Below are 18,992 nucleotides of genomic sequence, written 5' to 3'. Positions count from 1 at the left end.
CACCAATTGAGCCAACACCCGATACCCCACCAATTGAGCCAACACCCGATACCCCAAGCGACTCTCCAAGCACATAAAACTGCTAATGGGGGTACAAGATGCTCTGCAAACACCGAATACCGTTCGTTTTGTTATTAATATTGCGTAAATCCTGTGGAACTTAGCTGTTCCAACAAAACCTACAACAACCACACCAAAAAGTGATATTCCCTACGACTAGATAACATCTGCTAACGCTAGATTAAATCAAGGACAGGACTTATACAGGATTCACCGGATATCCTTATATAGGTTCAATCACATTCTGTGTGTAAGTTCCCTGGAACTGATTTGTTGCTAAAGAGAACATAAATTTATGACTTTTGATTACGACCTGTTTGTGATTGGTGCGGGTTCTGGAGGTTTGGCGGCTTCCAAAAAAGCGGCTAGTTATGGCGCAAAAGTGGCGATCGCTGAATATGATTTAGTTGGTGGCACTTGTGTGATTCGCGGTTGTGTTCCCAAAAAACTTATGGTCTATGGCTCTCACTTTCCTGCATTGTTCAGTGATGCTTCAGGCTATGGCTGGAAAGTGGGTAATGCTGAGTTTAACTGGGAATATTTCATTACATCTATAGATAATGAAGTTCGGCGACTGTCGCAACTACATATAAGCTTTTTAGAAAAAGCCGGAGTGGAACTAATTTCTGGTCGCGCCACATTGGTAGACCCCCACACCGTAGAAGTTGATGGACGAAAAGTTACAGCGGAAAAAATTTTAATTGCTGTTGGTGGGCGTCCTGTCAAGCCAAATTTACCAGGAGTGGAATATGGCATTACCTCCAACGAAATCTTTCATTTAAAAGAACAACCAAAACACATCGTCATTATTGGCGCTGGTTATATCGGCACAGAATTTGCTTGTATTATGCGTGGTTTGGGTTCTGAGGTGACACAAATTACCAGAGGTGAAAAGATTTTGAAGGGTTTTGATGAGGATGTCCGCACAGAAATTGAAGAGGGGATGACGAACCACGGAATTCGGCTGATTAAGAATAATGTGGTGAAAGCAATTGAACGTGTGCCAGAAGGTTTGAAACTGACCTTATCAGAAGACGATCAAGAACCAATAATTGCCGACGTATTTTTAGTGGCGACAGGTCGAACTCCCAATGTAGATGGACTGGGTTTAGAAAATGCTGGGGTTGATCTTGTCCCTAGTTCCATCGAAGGGCCTGGATATGACACTACAAATGCGATCGCAGTCAATGAATATAGTCAAACTAGTCAACCGAATATTTTCGCTGTTGGCGATGTCACTGACCGAATCAGTTTAACTCCCGTGGCCATTGGCGAAGGTCGCGCTTTTGCCGATAGTGAATTCGGAAATAACCGCCGTGAATTTTCTCACAAAACTGTTCCCACAGCTATATTTTCTAATCCAGAAGCCGCAACAGTCGGCTGGACAGAAGCCGAAGCCCGCGAGAAACTTGGTGATGCTGTTACCATTTATCGCACTCGCTTCCGGCCCATGTACCACAGTTTGACTGGTAAGCAAGAGAAAACAATGATGAAGTTAGTGGTTGATAGCAACACTGATAAAGTGCTAGGCGCTCACATGGTAGGTGAAAATGCAGCCGAGATTATTCAAGGTATGGCGATCGCTGTGAAAATGGGCGCAACTAAAAAAGACTTTGACGCCACTGTGGGTATCCATCCCTCAGCCGCAGAGGAATTTGTCACAATGCGTTAACTAGGTCATTGTCCTTTGTCTTTTGTCTCTTACTGTTTAAGCTAAAACTAATGACCAATGACAAATGACTAAGGACGACCCTAACGGTAAAACTTGGATGTTTACTCAGTATATCTACTTGCACGGCTTTGCTTCCAGCCCTAATTCTTCTAAAGCACGGGATATAAGCGATCGCTTTTCCCAAATTCAAACAAAGCTGAAAATTCCCGATTTGAATGCTGGCGATTTTTCCCAATTGACCATCACTCGTCAGATCACTCAAGTTGCCGCAGAATTCAGTAATGATTCTACGCCAGTAACGCTGATTGGCTCAAGTTTGGGCGGTTTGACCGCTGCCCACTTGGGTCAGCAATATTTGCAAGTACAGCGTCTTGTACTGCTAGCACCAGCTTTTGGGTTTCTATCTCATTGGTTGCCCAAGCTAGGAAATGAAGAAGTGCAGCGTTGGCAACAAGAAAAATATATCATGGTCTACCACTATGGGGAAGGCCGATCAATTCCTTTAAGTTACGATTTCGTAGCAGATGCCGCCCAACACCAAGAAAAGCTTTTGCAACGTCCTATCCCAACCCTAATTTTGCATGGAAAAAAGGATGAAGTTATCCCCATCGAAGCCAGTCGTGACTTTGCGCGTTCACGTCCTTGGGTGGAGTTAGTCGAACTCGACAGTGACCACGCTTTAGGTAATGTTATGGAAAAAATTTGGCAGGCAATTCGCCTCTTTTGCCAATTACCTTGAAGCTGTAAAATATTAAACTCTTATATAACTATGTCCTTAGTCATTTATCCTTTGTTATTTACCAATGACTAATGACTACCAATGACTAATAACTAAAACTATGCTTCCCTTCATCCGGTCAGATTTAGCACAATTTAGTGCGTACAAACCTCACCCCAGCAGCGATACAGCCGCATCTGTCCCCACACAGTTTGATCGGCTGGATACAAATGAAAGCCCCTACGATTTGCCACCTGAGCTAAAAGAGAAGCTGGCCTGGACGTATCAGCAAGTAATTGAAACAAATCGTTATCCCGATGGTGGACATGAAACACTTAAGGATGCGATCGCCGAGTATGTCAACGAGTCAGCCGCCCTCTCATCATCTTTGTTTACTGCTGCTAATATTTCTGTTGGCAATGGTTCAGATGAACTAATCCGCTCTTTATTAATCGCCACCTGTCTAGGAGGAGAAGGTTCTATTCTCGTTGCTAATCCCACTTTCTCTATGTACGGGATTTTGGCGCAAACTTTGGGCATTCCTGTAGTGACAGTGGGTAGAAATGAAACCAATTTTGAAATTGACATCAGCGCCGCACAGTCAGCCATCGAACAAACTCAAAATCCTCCCATTCGCGTAGTTTTCGTAGTGCATCCCAATTCACCGACTGCCAATAGCTTAACTGAGGCAGAGTTGGCATGGCTAAAAAGTTTACCACAACATATTTTGGTAGTAATTGATGAAGCTTATTTTGAATTCAGTAAAAATACTCTAGTACATGAATTAACTCAACACCCTAATTGGATGATATTACGTACTTTTTCTAAAGCCTTCCGATTAGCAGCTCTCCGTGTTGGTTATTGCGTCGCTCATCCCGAAGCGATCGCCATCTTAGAAAAAGTTCGCTTACCCTACAATCTTCCCAGCTTTTCCATCGCAGCAGCATTAGTTGCTTTACAAAACCGCACACTCTTACTTGAATCGATTTCCCAAACTCTGAGTGAACGAGCGAAACTCATCGAAATTTTATCCCAACAACCAGAACTACAAATTACCCCAAGTGCTGCCAACTTTATTTACCTGCGTCTTCAACCAAATGGCTCTCATCTACAAGATACTGCTTTAAAAACTTTCCACCAAAAACTTAGGACACTCGGCACTCTTGTGCGACACATTAGCGGAGGATTGCGAATTACTGTTGGAACAATAGAAGAAAATACCCGCACCGTAAATCGAGTCCAAGCTGCTTTGGCAAATTTGGAATCTTAGCAATTAGTTCAGTAATTAAATCTGCTGTCCATCTCACTACCCAAACGACGTACTATCCCTACTGTTTGTGGCAGCACACCCACTAAAAGAGCAAAGGCAACATCCGGCAGAAGATGCACTATTTCTGGTGGGAAGTATTGTTCAAATTGATCAAGAATTTTTTGGACTCGCTGCCCAGGCACCGGGTTTTCTGTAATTTGTTTAATCAATCGAATCCACTGTCGTCTAATCAAGTAAGCCTTCTGACGATCTTCATTAGATTCGGGAGTTAACAAAGACAGATTACCTATAGGGAGTGCCCTTTGGCAATCACAATCATAATCCCCACCCACAGCAGCCCCAGGCCCAGCAAACTCTGCATGGTAGCGCTTAAAGAGTATTAATCCATTTCGTCTCCGACTATTGACGATGAAGACTTCTCCACTGTGCAAACGTGTCAGGATATCCAAACTTTGCGATTGCTCAGTTCCGTCTGACATGACAAGAGAGTCAAGGAAACTAGTTTCAGGGTAATAAGTTGATACCATAGAGGTCTGATAGCGTCGATGCTGTTCGCTATCCATGTTTTTTAAACTTTCAACGAATGTGGTAGTAGTATGCACTTCAAAACAAAACTAGTTGTTATATAAAATGGGGTTGTTGAATTCTTTTATTATCAAGACCTTTCTGGCCAATTTAACTAAAATAGCAATAGATAGCTGTTATTTCAGCAATTGAGTGATTATATTTTATGAGATATAACTAGATTTGTCTGTAAACTATTGGAGTGTTTTATTAAAGTTTTTATAAAGATGAATATCTTAATTACAAAGTTATTATGAGGAAGTGATGATTTTGTTAAGCTTAATTTCGCATACTCTCTCATTATAATCCATTTATTTATCTATATTTAATACTTTAAAATATTTGTTCATGATAAATCCAAAAAGACAAAATTTAATATTTTAAAATATTAAAAGTTTTTACCAAAAGATACTTTTTTTAATATTTCCGAGAGGATTTTTTGTAAAAAGTATAAATCAAATTTTATTTTCAAAAAGAATTATCAAAAGCGATTAATTGGCGAAGCGAATAAATATATTTTAGCTGTTATTTAGATATTTAGCTAAATATTGGCTGGATTTTTAACGCACTTTGGGGGTTTAAGTCCCCAGCAAGACAGGCAGCCAGCCCGTTTTGGAGCGTGGTCTAAATCCCCGGACGCTCTCTACGAGACGCTAAAAGCGTAGCTTGCTTCTCTGAAAGAGTACGCAGACTCGCTAACGCAAAAAGTAATTGCGAATTGTTTTGATTAGATTCGTTTGTATTTAATTACCAAAGTAATTAAATACAAAACTTGACAATTACTAAAATCCGATTCAGATAATCTAGTCAGCACTCAGGTGCTTGTGCAATAACATCTGGCTTGAGCGTCTGAGAAAAAATGTATTCCAATTAGATTCAACTTTATGCACCCGGTATCCCAGCTTGAAATAAAGCTGTCTTGCTTGATGGTTATTTTCTAAAACATGAAGATATAAGTCTTGAAATCCCCACTCACGAGAGACTTTTTCACAGCTAGTAAGTAATCCTGAAGCCACACCATGTCTACGGTATTTTGGGTGAACCGCTAAATTAGATAAGTAAGGAAAACCTACGCCAACCTGGCTCCATGAATCACTGTAACGTACACCCAATTCCACACTTCCCACTAAGTTATTAGCCTCACTACTAGTAGCTTCAAAAGCTACTAAACAAACATGACGGGGCGCAGGTGATGTCATCCGATGCCTTAAGTCTTCGTAAATACCCAGACGTAGCAATGGGAAAGCCCATCCCCATATACCGTTGTGGGAGTGAAAACTTTCAGTAATAATTTGGGCAACACCCATCAAATCAGGAGGTGTAGCCGCACGAATTTGGAATTGGTAGGAAGCTGGGTTGATTGGCTGTTGGTGGTATGGATGGAAAAACCGATATTTCAAGGCTAGTTTAGTATTGATTTTATTCAACGAAAAATTTCTCAAATATCCTAAAACCAGATTTAAACTGAATCATAACTTAAGAGCCGCTCAGGAAACTCAATTGACCTGAGATTGCTAATTCGCTTTTGCTTGTGGATCAAACAAAGTTTTACACTTTAGTTTGGGGTTTTATAACCTGTATTTTTGAAAGAGTGTTAGGAGTTACAGTTTCATCATTCCATAATCTTAAGTTCAGGTGCATCACCTGTTTCAGGTAGAGAGCGGATCGGATCAGATTGTTACATCTGTAAAGTGGTATAGCTTTGGGTGAGTGGGCAGAGACATAGCATAACTTGTCCGTAGGCAGCATCTACAAAATTGTTAAGTAAGTACACCATAAGTAAACTCTGGTTTCAAACCACCCTTGTTTGCAGTACTGAACCTGTTTTTGCAGTTGCCGCTACATTGAGACTACTTTTCTACTGAGTTGGATGAATAGGCTGTACAGCTAGTGGGACAAGAATCTACAAGGCTCCCTAATCCCTAATTCCGGATTTCTCAACGACTACCACTTGTCTTAATGATAGTTCTGATTGCTAAATTAGAAAGAGGTGTTTGTCTAATAGTATACTTTGGCTTTAAATATTATTGTTTTAATTTTGTTGGCTCTACCATGACTACCATAAATAAAATTTACCTGCAAATGTTAGTACAACTGCCGCAAAGGGAAAACTTAATATGCAGCTTCATCTGGATTTTTCAGCTAGCTATGAGCGCTGTATGTAGTATCAGACATTGCTCACAGGAGGTGAAGGAAGATTTGGCAAGCAAGCATCGACTCTGTAACACTAAAACAGACTATGAAAGCAATTACACTGCACCAAAGCAAACGGTAATCGGCACAAGCCATTGAGACAAATTCCTGTGAGTAAACGCTCCTACACTCAGCAGTCATGTAGCCAAGCAGCTTTATTGGTCGAAATGCTCTGCTCTTACCTGACTCAGAAAAATCCTTACCTGATCAGATTATTCTTTATCCGACTGCCGTTGCAGCAGGAAAGCGGTGCATGAAATCCCAAGCAAACAGTAAGCCTAAAATTTTGGTTGTCGATGATGAACCAGACAACCTTGACTTGCTTTACCGTACTTTCTATCGCGACTATAAGGTGCTGAGGGCAAACTCTGGCCCTGCGGCCCTTGATCTGCTGGCTCAAGAGGGAGAGGTCGCGGTGATCATCTCCGATCAGCGGATGCCGATGATGAGCGGTACAGAATTTTTGAGCCTGACAGCAACTCAATATCCAGATATTATCCGGATTATTTTAACTGGCTACACCGATGTCGAAGACCTGGTGGAAGCAATCAACGCTGGTAAGGTATTTAAATATGTCACCAAACCGTGGGAAGCCGAGGAACTCAAAGGGGTGGTACGCCAAGCTTTGGATACCCACAATGTTCTCAAAGCTAGAACTCGCGAACTTACCCGCACACTCCGTCAAGAATCGTTACTGAATACGGTTACAAATACGATTCGCAGTGCTTTAGACTACAGACAAATTTTGCAAGCCATTGTCGATACAGTGGGTCATATGTTGGAGGTGGATGTCTGTCTGTTGCGTCCCTTTCAAGATGAGCAGTTGGCGGATAAAGGATTCATTTATCAGAAGGCTCTCTCTCAAGCAGCTCTTGAGCAGGGGAGTGGGGGAGCAGAGGAGCAGGGGAGCAGAGGGGAAGTTTCAGTAAATCTTTCTCCTCTGCCTCTTTTGGCTCAGACAGTGTGGGAAACCCGCGAAGTCCAGGTAATTCATGATGTGATAGATGATGAGCGGATTCATGGTGATACTCCTGAACTGCGTGAGCGTGGGCAAGCTTTTGCTGCTGCTGACATTTGTTCTAGTTTAGTTGTGCCATTGATCTGCCAACAAGAACTAATGGCAGTGCTAGCACTGCACCAGTGTTCTCTACCTCGCTTTTGGGGGGATGATGAGGTGCAGTTAGTGTTGATGGTAGCGGATCAAGCAGCTTTAGCTTTGTCTCAAGCTTATGCTTACGAACAAGTACGTGCCCTTGCCAAGCGAGAAGCTCTAATTAATACAATTACTAGCGCGATTCGCTCTAGCTTAGATCCCCAAGATATCTTTGCGGCGATCACTCAGCAATTGGGACAAGCTTTACAAGTCGATGGCTGTGTCCTGTCTTTGTGGACAGAGGAAGATGAGTTTGTCGAGTGTGTGGGCTTGTATGACAGTTTTCAACATCCAGAAAATTTGCGTAGGCACAACCCGTCGCAGGTATCGCCAGTCCCAGACAATAATTCAAATAGTAATAATCACCTCTCAACCCAGAGATTACCTTATTCTCAAGCATCTATACAGGAGAATCCCATCCTCCAACAAATGCTACAGACACATGAACCTGTGGTAATTGGTAACGTTAGCCATTCTCCCTCAGATATACGGGGTTTTGATTTGCCTTTAAAAATGCCAGCGCGATCGCTCATGTTCGTGCCATTATTGGCTGATGGCAAATGTATCGGTAGTATTACTTTGCATGAAGGTAAAAAAGTACGTCAGTGGTTGCCATCTGATATCGATTTGGCGAAAGCAGTAGCAGCTCAAGCAGCGATCGCTGTGCAACAATCACACTTATATCAAAAGACTCGCCAACAAGCTGAACGCTTACTGGAATTAGATAAACAAAAAACCGAATTTTTCCAAAATATCTCCCATGAATTTCGCACACCCATCACCTTGATTCAAGGGCCTTTAGAGTCAGCGGTGGCGGCTGGTGAGGGATTATCTTACTCTCAAAGTGCGATCGCCCTGCGTAACTCTCGCCGCTTGCTGCGACTGGTAAATCAACTCCTCGATTTACAACGCTTGGATGCGGGAAGAATGCAACCTAGTTTCCATCCCTGCGATTTAGTTGAATTTGTCAGCCAAATTGTGGAATCTTTTCGTCCCTACTGTGAGAAAAAGAGACTACATCTCGTCACCCAGCTAGATGAATGTTCTACGGTGTACTTGGACATGGAAAAATTTGACAAGGTGGTTTATAACCTTCTGTCAAATGCCATGAAGTTTACCCCTGAAGGTGGCACGATCAGTGTCAGACTAAAATCTGAACATAATCGTTGCATCTTGCAAGTCCAAGATACTGGAATCGGCATTGTTCAAGAACAAATTCCCCATCTATTTGAGCGCTTCCGCCAAGCTGAAGGTTCAGCAAACCGATCCTATGAAGGCAGTGGTTTGGGTTTAGCCTTAGTTAAAGAATTGGTAGAATTACATGGTGGTCAAGTCACCGTGGAATCAGTTTACGGCGAAGGCACTACCTTTAGTTTATGGCTTGTGACTGGAAATGCTCACTTACCCGCACAGCAAGTACTAGAAACATCAACAGAACTGAATACAAGCCGTGCTAGCGTAGAATTGGCTGATTTAGAACTGGTAGAGTCAACAACAGACCATATTGAAGATATTACAAGAAACTTTGCCCCAAGTATTGATACTCAAGACTCAGCACTTAAGACTCAGCACTCAATCTTAGTTGTAGATGACAACCCGGATTTGCGAACCTATGTATCTGAGATTTTCCGCCGTAATGGCTATCATGTACAGACGGCTCGTAACGGTCATGAAGGGCACAGTAGAGCTAAGGAAATTATACCCAGCTTGATTGTGACTGATTTAATGATGCCCTTGGTCAGCGGACTTGAGATGATTCAGATGATCCGCAATGAGGAGAAGTTAAAAGGAATACCAATCATTCTGCTGACAGCGAAAATAGATGAGGAAACTCGCATTGAAGGTACAGAACATGGTGCGGACGCTTATTTAGCAAAACCATTCAATGATCGGGAACTATTGGCGGAAGTTCGCAATCTTTTAGCGTTGAAAGAAAATGAACGACGAATTGTGGAGTTAAATACTTATCTAACAGAATCGGTGCTAAAACGCTTTTTACCAGCTGTATTGGTGCAAAAAGCCGCAACCGGAGATTTAACGTTAGATTTACGCCCAGAACCACGCTTAATTACAGTTCTGTTTAGTGACATTGTGGGTTTTACACAGCTAGCAAATACTCTCAGATCCCGGCGAGTAGCAGAGTTACTAAATGAATATTTAGAAGCCATGACCAAGGTTGTTTTTAGTAATGGCGGCACTGTAGATAAATTTATGGGAGACGCTATCTTAGCTTTATACGGAGCGCCAGAAGAACTAACCCCTAATGAACAGGTACGTCGTGCTATTAATACAGCCAGAGCAATGCACCGTTCACTCGCGGAATTGAACCAACGCTGGCAAGATCAAGGTGTATTCGATGGCCACAAACTTACTAGCGTTCAGTTCAGGTGCGGTATCCACCAAGGTACTGCTGTTGTGGGGATGTTTGGTAGTGCTGAACGTGCCGATTATACTGCTATTGGCCCAAGTGTGAATATTGCTGCTAGGTTACAAGCTGCCGCTGTTCCCGGTACAATCCTGGTTTCTGCTGCTGTGGCAGATTATTTACAGGAAGGAGAAATTACTAAAGGTAGTCCGCTAGAACTTAAAGGAGTAGATGAAACAGTTTTGACTTTCGCTGTTACACCAGAGGTAATGGTTAATCGCTAAAATTTAGACTGGTATTTGAAAGCATTATCAATCAATGAGTAAGAGTGCCTAATCATATCCAGTTTCTATAATATGACACCATCGGTTGCAGACAAAACTCCAATTCCAGCCAAAGTCTGGAGGCGACACACCGATCCACCAGGTTTGTGGATTTCTGTCGTTATAGGTTCAGTCTCTCTGCATTTGCTGGCGTTCTGGCTGATGCGCTCATCGAATGCAGTTAGCCTGTGGTTTCCCCAGCAAAGTCAATCTGCTGTTCCCATTGAATTGATAGACATTGCTCCCGAAACAAAGTCAATAATCAAATCAACATCAACACCCAAAACAGTTTCGCCAAAGCCAGTATCCTCAGCTAAAAAGTCTGTACCAGCACGTTCACCACAAACAACACGAACTACGCCCAGAAATCAAGATTTTGGCGCAATAAATTCTGCTGATAATCTACAGCGAAAGAGCCGAATTGCAGACTCTCGAGCTGATAGCCAACCCTTTAGACAACAAACAGTTCCAACACCAACACCAACACCGACACCGATACCGACACCGACACCAACACCAACACCGACAATTCCAGTCGGTAATCTACCTTGGAATCGTCGTCAAGACATCAAACTGGGAAAGGGAACACCACTACCACCAGGTATTCCAGCAAATCCCACAGGAGAAACTTCGCCAACTCCAATTAGGGAAACTCCATCTACTCCCACAGGAGAAACTTCACCAACTCCAACTAGGGAAACTCCACCAACTCCCACAGGAGAAACTTCACCAACTCCAACTAGGGAAACTCCACCAACTCCCACAGGAGAAACTTCACCAACTCCCACAGGAGAAACTTCGCCAACTCCAACTAGGGAAACTCCAAGTACTCAAGCTCAGGGAGCATCGGTAGCAATAGTAGCTCCTTTACTCAGAGATGAAGTGAGTAATTTGATAAAAGCAGGAAGATTACGACAAGATGCTTTACCCGACGTTATCGCTTTATACAGGGGAAGCAACACAAAACAATTAGACTCAAGTTTTCTTGTCAACAATTCTGGACTTGAACCAGCACAGCTTTTGGCCAGCTTAATAATTGATAATAATGGCAACTTTCAACAGGCGGTAGTTCTAGAAATAGAACCAGCAACACTGCAAAGTGAAAAAAACACATACGAGCAAGTTCTCAGCGAAGTTTTCAAAACAGAAAACTTTATTGCTGCTCACAACAACGATCGCACAAAACCAGAATTGAGCAATCTGTATGTCAGGATTAAAATCCAACCCGCCAATTCCAACTAAATGCTTGAATTTTTGCAAAAGCTATGTTATATTCATTGAGTTGGAAATTTGCGGGCGTAGTTTAGTGGTAAAACTATAGCCTTCCAAGCTATTAATGCGGGTTCGATTCCCGCCGCCCGCTTAAAATTGGTACTAATTTAGATTTTCTAGCCGAATGCGTGGATCGGCTGCTTTGAGCAGCAAGTCGGCGATTAAATTGCCAACAATCAACAGCACTGCACCCATAACTAAGCTTGCCATTAACAAATATAAATCTTGAGCTTGTAAAGCCTGTAAAGCTAATCTCCCTAAACCAGGCCAGTTGAAGAAAAACTCGGCAATAAAAGCACCATTTAATAAACCAGCTAATTCAAAACCCAATAAGGTAATCAAGGGATTTATGGCGTTGCGGAGTGCATGAACGTAGATGACGCGGTTTTCTGGCAGACCTTTGGCACGAGCCGTTTGGATATAATCTTGACGCAGCACATCTAATAATTCGCCGCGAGTGATGCGTTGTAAACCAGCAAAACTAGTAATTGAGAGGGCGATTGTCGGTAAAATCATGTGCCAGCCGACATCTAAAATTCTGCCAAACCACGATAGTTCTGAGTGATTGATGCTAGTCATACTTCCCACTGGGAACAGCGGCGAGGTGATTTGGGCTAAAACCAGCAGTGCTAAGGCTGTGATGAAACTGGGAAAGCCTTGTCCAGCGTAACTGATTACCTGTAGAACCCGGTCTGCTAGCTTATTTTGGTTAACAGCGGCAAAGATCCCTAAAGGGATGGCGATCGCCCATGTGACAATTAAAGATGCGATCGCTAATAGCAAAGTCGCTGGTACTCGTTCCCACAATAGCGACGATACTGAACGTTGATAAATAAAACTCGTGCCAAAATCTCCTTTTGTCAAGATTCGCCACAGCCACAGCCAAAATTGTTCTAGCCAAGACTTATCCAGACCAAACTGCCGCTTGATTTCCTCAATTCTTTCTGGAGATATCTTTGGATTTTGCCGTAGCGTATCTACATAATCACCGGGAGCGAGTTGAATTATGAAAAACGATAAAGCTGACGCCAACAACAAAGTTAGCAGTGCTTGCAATAGCCGCTTTACCACATAAATAAAAGTGTCGCTAGTGACTAGCCTGATGAGCCAATCCCGCCCTGTCTCCAAGGAAATTCTCGTAGATGTCATTTGTTATTTGTCCTTTGTCCTACCCTGCGGGAAGCCGCTGGCGCGTCTATGTTATTTGTCCTTCGTCCTTCGTCATTAGTCAGTTGTTTTCTACTGATTAATGACTAACGACTAATGACCAATGACTAATGACTAATATTCAATTACAGAGATAATCGGCACGTCTGGTAGGTATTTACGCCCTTCTAAATCCCGTAGCTCGATAATAAACCCAAAACCTACTAGTTCGCAGTCAATCTTCTGTACTAACTTTGCTGTGGCACTCGCAGTTCCACCTGTGGCAATCAAATCGTCCACAATTAAAACTCGGCTACCTTGGTGTAAAGCGTCTTGATGCACTTCTAGGCAATCTGTACCATACTCTAGTTCATATTCAATTGAGTGAACGGCTGCTGGTAACTTACCTTTTTTACGGACGGGGATAAAACCAGCCCCTAATTTATAAGCCAGAGGTGAACCAAAAATGAATCCCCTTGACTCCATACCAATGACATAATCCGCTGTTATTCCAGCTTCGTTGCATTTTTGTGTTAAAAAGTCAATAGTGTAACGCAATCCCTGTGGATTGCGAAGCAGCGTAGTAATATCCCGAAATAAAATTCCGGGTTTTGGGAAATCTGGGATGTCACGAACGAGAGACTTTAAATCCATAAAATGGGGAGTAGGGAGTAGGGATTAGGGAAAGTTAGGAGCGGAGCCGGAGACACTCCGCCTCCGGTGAAGAGTGAGGAGTTATTAATTCAAATTCATAGCTATGGCAGTCCCCAGTCCCCAGTCTCCAGTTTTCAGTCCCCAATTTCAGATACCTGAAAAATCGTACACTATAATGTCATACGCTGGGGGTCGAGGCTGAAGCTTCGTCCTTTATTGACGATAATTAGAATCTAAACCAAGCTAGAAAAGGGATTGCACTTACAAATGAGGTGAATTAACTGATATTTTAAAATTTTGATTTCAATATAGGGAAACCTTTGAGTAGAAAGAGCTAACTAATGTATATATCAGGTAGTCATGTTATTGCCACGAATCTAGTGTTCAAGTCTTGGCTACCGATCTTAAATTTGTTTTACCTAATCTGTTGGAACCGCACAAGGTATTTATAGAATGAATGTCTCCGCAAGTTTAACGCCGTTCAACAGTTCAACCCAAGAGTCACTGCCGATGATTCTGGACACTTTACCAGATCCTGCGATCGCTTCCAAAACCTGTCCTCGGAGAACCAGGCTACAAATTGACCTGATTTTACTGGCAATTGAAGCTTTAGAGCTTGGTGGTTCAGAAGCAATCCTGGCTTTTGCTCAAGAGTTGGATCTTAAAGGAATTGTTAAAGACAGAGTGAATTTATGGCGGATGCGTAGCTCTAACCCGCTACGAAGGGCGCACATGCGCCGTCCCTTAACTATTATGGAAGCAAAAGCTCTGGTGGTCATTGCTTGCTACATAGCGCGGCGTTTAACTGTTGTCATCCGCCAGTTACTAATGATATGTGAACAAATGGAAGAAAAGCAGATTCCATTAGAACAGAATTTGCGGCTATCTAATTATCTAGAACGGTTTAGAGCGCATTTTAAGAGCCGGATGAATGCTCGACGTTCTGGTGTCCTAGCATTAACTTCTGATGAAAAATTAGATGCGCTAGCGATAAATTTGTTAGGACAATTACTCTTTTGTACTGGTACAGCTGGAATGCAGCGGTTCTGGATTAGTCTTTTTGACGGTGAAGTGGAATGAATATTCAACGTAAGTACAGTCTACCTAATTGTACACTGCTTTTAGAAGGGTTAAGTGATGTCACCAGGGCCGCACACTTCCAGGAAATGCGCCCAGAATTATCAATATTGGTAAATGCAGAATGCTATTTATCTGGTTACAACCAACCGATAACGGGAGGGCGAGAATTTTTTGAAAGTTTGGTGAGGGCTGTTAGTGGCTATGCCCAAGAATTTTTAAGTAGTGTACCTAACCCACAAGCACATAACCAGGAATCGGAACTGGTAGAGTTTCAAAAAATTGACAGCAACCGACACAGGTTAATCATCCATTCAGAAGGCGCTCCAGAGGGGTTCGAGTCTCAGTCTAATAATTCCAAACGCCCGCCTATTGAAATAGATTTAAATACGGTGCAGTTGTTTGATTTAGTGGAAGCAGTGGATCAGTTTTTTGCTGATACCCAGACTTTACCCGAACTATCCCTAGAACTACAACCAGTTACCAGACGCTATGGCGGTGCTAGTCAAGCCTTAATCAAGCAAGCTGTTCCTGCTGCTGTAGGAGTTTCAAGTTTAGCAGTAGCAGCGATCGCATTTAACTTGATTCCACCTCCCCAAATACGTCCACCGCAGCCTAAGACAGATGAGCAAACTAGCTCTACAACACAGAGCATTACTCCTCCAGCATCAGCTGCTGCAACACCTATCGAGGCTGCAACGCCCACACCAACACCTACAGCTAGTGCAAAGCCAGTAGTTCAAGATTTAGAAGCGCTTTTAAATACAGTTTCGGAAATTACTGATCCATCCCAGCTGCGTGCATTGAATCGCCAAGTATATAACCAAATTCATCCAACTTGGACTAATCGCTCAGGATTGCAACAGGATTTAATCTATCGTCTGGGTGTAGCTGCTGATGGAGCGATCGTTGGTTACAAGGCGGTGAATAAAGAGGCAAATCAGGGAGTCGGGCAAACTCCTCTGCCTAACTTACTTTATAATCCTGCTAACCGCGCTCCCATTTCTAATGAACCGATCGCCCAATTCCGAATAGTGTTTACTACACAAGGTGTGCTGCAAGTTAGCCCTTGGCGGGGATATGCTAGGACACCAGAGGTAGTAGGTGCAAAAATTACTGACTCTAATATAACTAAAGGTTTAAATCAAAAACTTTATAATACAGTTCGCCAAACCTGGAATGGTACCCCCACCTTTACGCGAGATTTGAAATATCGAGTAGCGGTCAATAAAGAGGGTGTAATCGCTGACTATGAACCATTAAACCAAGTCGCCTTTGACTATTTCCGGGAAACACCCCTTCCCAAGATGTTCAACGATATCTACGGTTCTAATGTAGCTGCTCCCAATAACAAAGAACCTCTCGCCCACTTTCAAGTAATATTCAAGCCTAACGGCAAACTTGAAGTCACTCCTTGGCAGGGATATCAGTAATTGGGCATGGGGCATCGGGCATCGGGCATCGGGTATCGGGCATGGTGAAGAGAATTAAGTTCCTATTCCCTATTCCCTATTCCCTATTCCCTATTCCCTATTCCCTATTCCCTATTCCCTATTCCCTATTCCCTATTCCCTATGGATTTTAGATAAGCATTAAGCTTGGGCAACAGTTCATCAAGGATTGGTTTAAATCTGCTTACCTGTTCATTTGTCAATAACTGTCTGGCGTAGGCTAACCTCAACCAGCTGATAGTTTCATACAAAGACCCTCTCGCGATCTTGACAAAACACCGATTGTCTTGGTCGCTATATCTACCTCTACCTTCTGCGATGTTCGCGCAAATACTATCAGCAGACCGAACAATTTGCTTGCCCAGTGTATCTTTAGTGAAATTGTCCCATCCTTTAACAATACGCCAAATTTCATTAGCTAACTTTTCGGCGAGTCGATAAACTTCTAAGTCCTCAAAATCAGGTCTTCTCACAAAAGTCCATTGATCATTTATTGATCAATAGTTCCCAATGCCCCATGCCCCATGCCCAATGCCCAATGCCCAATGCCCAATGCCCAATTACCTTGTAATCCGCCGCATATAATTTCCCCACAATTGAGCGGCTTGAGCGCTGCTACCAGATGTTGGGGAATTATTGTCGTTTCCCAGCCAAACGCCAGTTACAAGGCGCTGACTAGGGATAAAACCAATAAACCACAAGTCAACGTTTTTATCAGTCGTGCCAGTTTTACCAGCTTCCCCTAATCCAATGGCGGCACTACGACCAGTACCTCTTGTAACTACACCACGCATCAAACTAGTCATCTCATCGGCTACACCATTTGTCAGCACTCGTTTGTTGGCATCTGGATCTTGGTCGAAGGAGTAGATCACACGGCAGGTTTTGATATCATTGCGATCGCGGCAATCACCACTGTCTAAAATTCGGTTAATGGCATGGGGAGGATTGGATACACCGCGATTACCAATAGCGCCAAAAGCACCAGTCATTTCTAAAACATTGACCACGCTTTGACCCAATACCAAGCCAGGAACGGGATCGAGGTTTGACTTTACCCCCAAACGCTGCGCCATTGCCACGACTTTATCCAGCCCAACTTCACGTGCAACTCGCAGAGCGATGGGATTTTCTGAAAGCGCCAGCCCGGTGGCAATATCTAAGCTACCACCAGCACCCGCACGACAGGGTTTATAAGTAAAACCTTGCCAAGTTAAAGGAGCGCAAGAATAACTTTTTGATTCTGAAAATCCCTGTTGAATAGCGGCGGTATAAGCAAAGATTTTGAAGGTGGAACCAGGCTGTCTTTTGGCTTGAACAGCACGATTAAACTGACTTTTTCTGTAATCAGTCCCGCCAACCATTGCGAGGATACTGCCTGTACTGGAGTCAAGGGTGACTACTGCCCCTTGAGAAAAATTAAAATTTCTACCAGCGTTATTCACTGAATTATTCAACGCTGCTTCTGCTTGGCTCTGTATCGCTAGATCGAGCTTGGTTTCAATGATATAGTTTCCTTCTCTTGCGGCTCCCTCCCCCAAGATTGATTCAAGCTCAGAGAAGACGTAACTGTAAAAATAAGGAGCGATCGTTTTAGCTTGCTGTTCACAGACTTTAGGACTAACTTGGACGGTGGAACGTCTGGCTCGGTTTGCATCATCAGGTTTAATTTTGCCCATCTCCAGCAACCGCTTAATCACGCGATTCCGGTATTCAGCCGCTTCTAGCTTATTTGGCCCATCCCCACAAAAATCGAAAGCGTTGGGGGCTGGTAAAATTCCTACTAGTGTTGCTGCTTCTGCTAAAGTTAATTCTTTAGCCGACTTTTCAAAGTAATATTGGGCTGCATCTTCAAAGCCGGAAGTATCTCCCCCTAAAAAAACCCGATTTAAGTACATCAGCAAAATATCATCTTTGCTGTAAAAGGTTTCGAGCTTCAGGGCGACAATTGCCTCTCGCAATTTGCGTCCAAGGGTATCCTGTCTGCCTACATACTCGCGGAACAAACTGCGGGCAACTTGCTGGGTAACAGTACTAGCTCCTTGTTGCACATCGCCACTGCGGCTATTGATCAACACGGCTCGTAAAATCCCCAGAGGGTCAACCCCAAAGTGCCAGTAATAACGACTATCTTCGGAAGCCACTACGGCAGCAGGCAAATAAGGGCCAAATTCCTCTAATCGCTTCATGTCTACATGAGAGATAGTCCGAGGCTCTCTCAGGGGGGTGGCTCCATCACGGGCGTAAACAACTACTGGGGCGCGTGTCGCTGTAGGTAAGGGTTTAACTTGAAATTTCAGCCATTCGACGCCAATCACTAATGCTAACAGGGCACTGACACCACCGACACCATAAGCTGTCCAACTTGCAGCTTTGACATACCAGGCTGGTGGATCGACGTATTGCAACCGCACAGAAGCGGCGAGTTCTGGAGGCCCCAGGGTGAGAATATCGCCGTGACGCAGTTCTAGGGAACTAACACGACGCTTGCCACGATAAATGCCGTTGGTGGAGTTTTCGTCTTTAATTACGAAAACTGGTGTGTGTTGAGTAGAATTGCGCGATAGCGACAGGTGAATTTGGCTGACAACAGGGTTACGGATGACAATATCGCTGGATTTGGAGCTACGACCGAGAATATAGCGATCGCCCAAGAGTGGATATACCTCTGCTTTATCCGCCCCCGCATCCTGCACCCAAAGTTCCGGTACTTTGGCATTAGGCTTGAGCGCCAATTTTGAAAAATCGACCCTAGCTTGAATCGTATGTACTGCTTGAGTCAGTTGACCTAGTAACGTTTGTGGCTTGTGAGGGGGTTGGGGAGAACTCATCGGCTATTCACATCACAGTTTTTAATGAAGAATCAGGCAAATTACAATTTTAGATGTTAGTCTTTCATCATTTTACTCTTAAGCCAAAGCATAATTTAGCTATACGGAACTTTTTGAGCTAATTTATACTTTAAATTTTGCTTTTACTCAAAACTCACTTGTTGTTTTCATCACTTATTGTACATAGGCACAAATTTTTTTCCATTCTCAAATGTTTATTTAATCTACTATTACTAGTTCAAC

General features: G+C 43.2%; 13 protein-coding genes and 1 tRNA gene. 8 read left to right on the top strand and 6 right to left on the bottom strand.

The annotated features are described in order from the left end of the window. The first annotated feature begins 355 nt into the window (after positions 1-355). The 3 genes from gor (at position 356) to A4S05_RS17730 (ending at position 3,720) form a co-directional block, all read left to right on the top strand. Complete coding sequence (gene gor, locus A4S05_RS17740) at positions 356-1,732, top strand: glutathione-disulfide reductase (protein ID WP_069071120.1); 1,377 nt, start codon at positions 356-358, stop codon at positions 1,730-1,732. A 97-nt stretch (positions 1,733-1,829) separates the two neighbouring features. Beyond that, positions 1,830-2,471 (top strand): YqiA/YcfP family alpha/beta fold hydrolase, encoded by a 642-nt coding sequence (locus A4S05_RS17735; RefSeq protein WP_069071119.1) that lies wholly within the window; start codon positions 1,830-1,832, stop codon positions 2,469-2,471. A gap of 100 nt (positions 2,472-2,571) precedes the next feature. Then, complete coding sequence (locus A4S05_RS17730; protein WP_176727033.1) at positions 2,572-3,720, top strand: histidinol-phosphate transaminase; 1,149 nt, start codon at positions 2,572-2,574, stop codon at positions 3,718-3,720. 8 nt (positions 3,721-3,728) lie between these two features. Here the strand turns inward: A4S05_RS17730 and A4S05_RS17725 are convergent, their stop codons facing one another. Beyond that, positions 3,729-4,283 (bottom strand): hypothetical protein, encoded by a 555-nt coding sequence (locus tag A4S05_RS17725; RefSeq protein ID WP_069071117.1) that lies wholly within the window; start codon positions 4,281-4,283, stop codon positions 3,729-3,731. 804 nt (positions 4,284-5,087) lie between these two features. After that, a complete protein-coding gene (locus A4S05_RS17720; RefSeq protein WP_256091019.1) occupies positions 5,088-5,711 on the bottom strand; it encodes a GNAT family N-acetyltransferase in 624 nt (207 codons plus the stop codon). A gap of 1,019 nt (positions 5,712-6,730) precedes the next feature. Here A4S05_RS17720 and A4S05_RS17715 point away from each other — a divergent pair. The 3 genes from A4S05_RS17715 (at position 6,731) to A4S05_RS17705 (ending at position 11,681) form a co-directional block, all read left to right on the top strand. Continuing rightward, positions 6,731-10,279, top strand: coding sequence for a response regulator (locus A4S05_RS17715; protein WP_069071115.1), 3,549 nt, complete (start codon positions 6,731-6,733; stop codon positions 10,277-10,279). A gap of 72 nt (positions 10,280-10,351) precedes the next feature. Next, on the top strand, positions 10,352-11,560 hold the full coding sequence (locus tag A4S05_RS41700) for a hypothetical protein (protein ID WP_069071114.1): 1,209 nt from the start codon (positions 10,352-10,354) through the stop codon (positions 11,558-11,560). Between the two features lie 50 nt (positions 11,561-11,610). After that, a tRNA-Gly gene (locus tag A4S05_RS17705) sits at positions 11,611-11,681 on the top strand. Between the two features lie 11 nt (positions 11,682-11,692). Here A4S05_RS17705 and A4S05_RS17700 read toward each other — a convergent pair. Together A4S05_RS17700 and A4S05_RS17695 are read right to left on the bottom strand one after the other, a co-directional pair. Then, complete coding sequence (locus A4S05_RS17700) at positions 11,693-12,739, bottom strand: ABC transporter permease (RefSeq protein WP_069071113.1); 1,047 nt, start codon at positions 12,737-12,739, stop codon at positions 11,693-11,695. A 132-nt stretch (positions 12,740-12,871) separates the two neighbouring features. Next, positions 12,872-13,390 (bottom strand): adenine phosphoribosyltransferase, encoded by a 519-nt coding sequence (locus A4S05_RS17695; protein ID WP_069071112.1) that lies wholly within the window; start codon positions 13,388-13,390, stop codon positions 12,872-12,874. Positions 13,391-13,843: 453 nt separating this feature from the next. Between A4S05_RS17695 and A4S05_RS17690 the strand changes: the two genes are divergently transcribed. Continuing rightward, a complete protein-coding gene (locus A4S05_RS17690) occupies positions 13,844-14,470 on the top strand; it encodes a DUF3038 domain-containing protein (RefSeq protein WP_069071111.1) in 627 nt (208 codons plus the stop codon). Further along, positions 14,467-15,900, top strand: coding sequence for a DUF4335 domain-containing protein (locus A4S05_RS17685; RefSeq protein ID WP_069071110.1), 1,434 nt, complete (start codon positions 14,467-14,469; stop codon positions 15,898-15,900). Before A4S05_RS17690 ends, A4S05_RS17685 begins: the two co-directional genes overlap by 4 nt. A 125-nt stretch (positions 15,901-16,025) precedes the next feature. On the opposite strand, the gene A4S05_RS17680 is transcribed toward A4S05_RS17685, so the two are convergent. After that, positions 16,026-16,391: a four helix bundle protein gene (locus A4S05_RS17680; protein WP_069071109.1), complete on the bottom strand. Its 366-nt coding sequence runs from the start codon at positions 16,389-16,391 to the stop codon at positions 16,026-16,028. Positions 16,392-16,478: 87 nt separating this feature from the next. Beyond that, on the bottom strand, positions 16,479-18,749 hold the full coding sequence (locus A4S05_RS17675) for a transglycosylase domain-containing protein (protein ID WP_069071108.1): 2,271 nt from the start codon (positions 18,747-18,749) through the stop codon (positions 16,479-16,481). Between the last annotated feature and the right edge of the window lie 243 nt (positions 18,750-18,992).

Source organism: Nostoc sp. KVJ20 (assembly GCF_001712795.1).
Taxonomy (GTDB): Bacteria; Cyanobacteriota; Cyanobacteriia; order Cyanobacteriales; family Nostocaceae; genus Nostoc.
Note: the sequence above shows the minus strand (reverse complement) of the source record. Positions and strands in the feature narration are given on the sequence as shown.

Bases quoted from the DNA above. Each gene is read 5' to 3' on its own strand.
- A4S05_RS41700 (WP_069071114.1), top strand. From the start codon at position 10,352: ATGACACCATCGGTTGCAGACAAAACTCCAATTCCAGCCAAAGTCTGG.
- A4S05_RS17700 (WP_069071113.1), bottom strand. From the start codon at position 12,739: ATGACATCTACGAGAATTTCCTTGGAGACAGGGCGGGATTGGCTCATC.
- A4S05_RS17735 (WP_069071119.1), top strand. From the start codon at position 1,830: ATGTTTACTCAGTATATCTACTTGCACGGCTTTGCTTCCAGCCCTAAT.
- A4S05_RS17730 (WP_176727033.1), top strand. From the start codon at position 2,572: ATGCTTCCCTTCATCCGGTCAGATTTAGCACAATTTAGTGCGTACAAA.
- A4S05_RS17715 (WP_069071115.1), top strand. From the start codon at position 6,731: ATGAAATCCCAAGCAAACAGTAAGCCTAAAATTTTGGTTGTCGATGAT.
- A4S05_RS17690 (WP_069071111.1), top strand. From the start codon at position 13,844: ATGAATGTCTCCGCAAGTTTAACGCCGTTCAACAGTTCAACCCAAGAG.
- A4S05_RS17685 (WP_069071110.1), top strand. From the start codon at position 14,467: ATGAATATTCAACGTAAGTACAGTCTACCTAATTGTACACTGCTTTTA.
- gor (WP_069071120.1), top strand. From the start codon at position 356: ATGACTTTTGATTACGACCTGTTTGTGATTGGTGCGGGTTCTGGAGGT.
- A4S05_RS17725 (WP_069071117.1), bottom strand. From the start codon at position 4,283: ATGGATAGCGAACAGCATCGACGCTATCAGACCTCTATGGTATCAACT.
- A4S05_RS17675 (WP_069071108.1), bottom strand. From the start codon at position 18,749: ATGAGTTCTCCCCAACCCCCTCACAAGCCACAAACGTTACTAGGTCAA.
- A4S05_RS17695 (WP_069071112.1), bottom strand. From the start codon at position 13,390: ATGGATTTAAAGTCTCTCGTTCGTGACATCCCAGATTTCCCAAAACCC.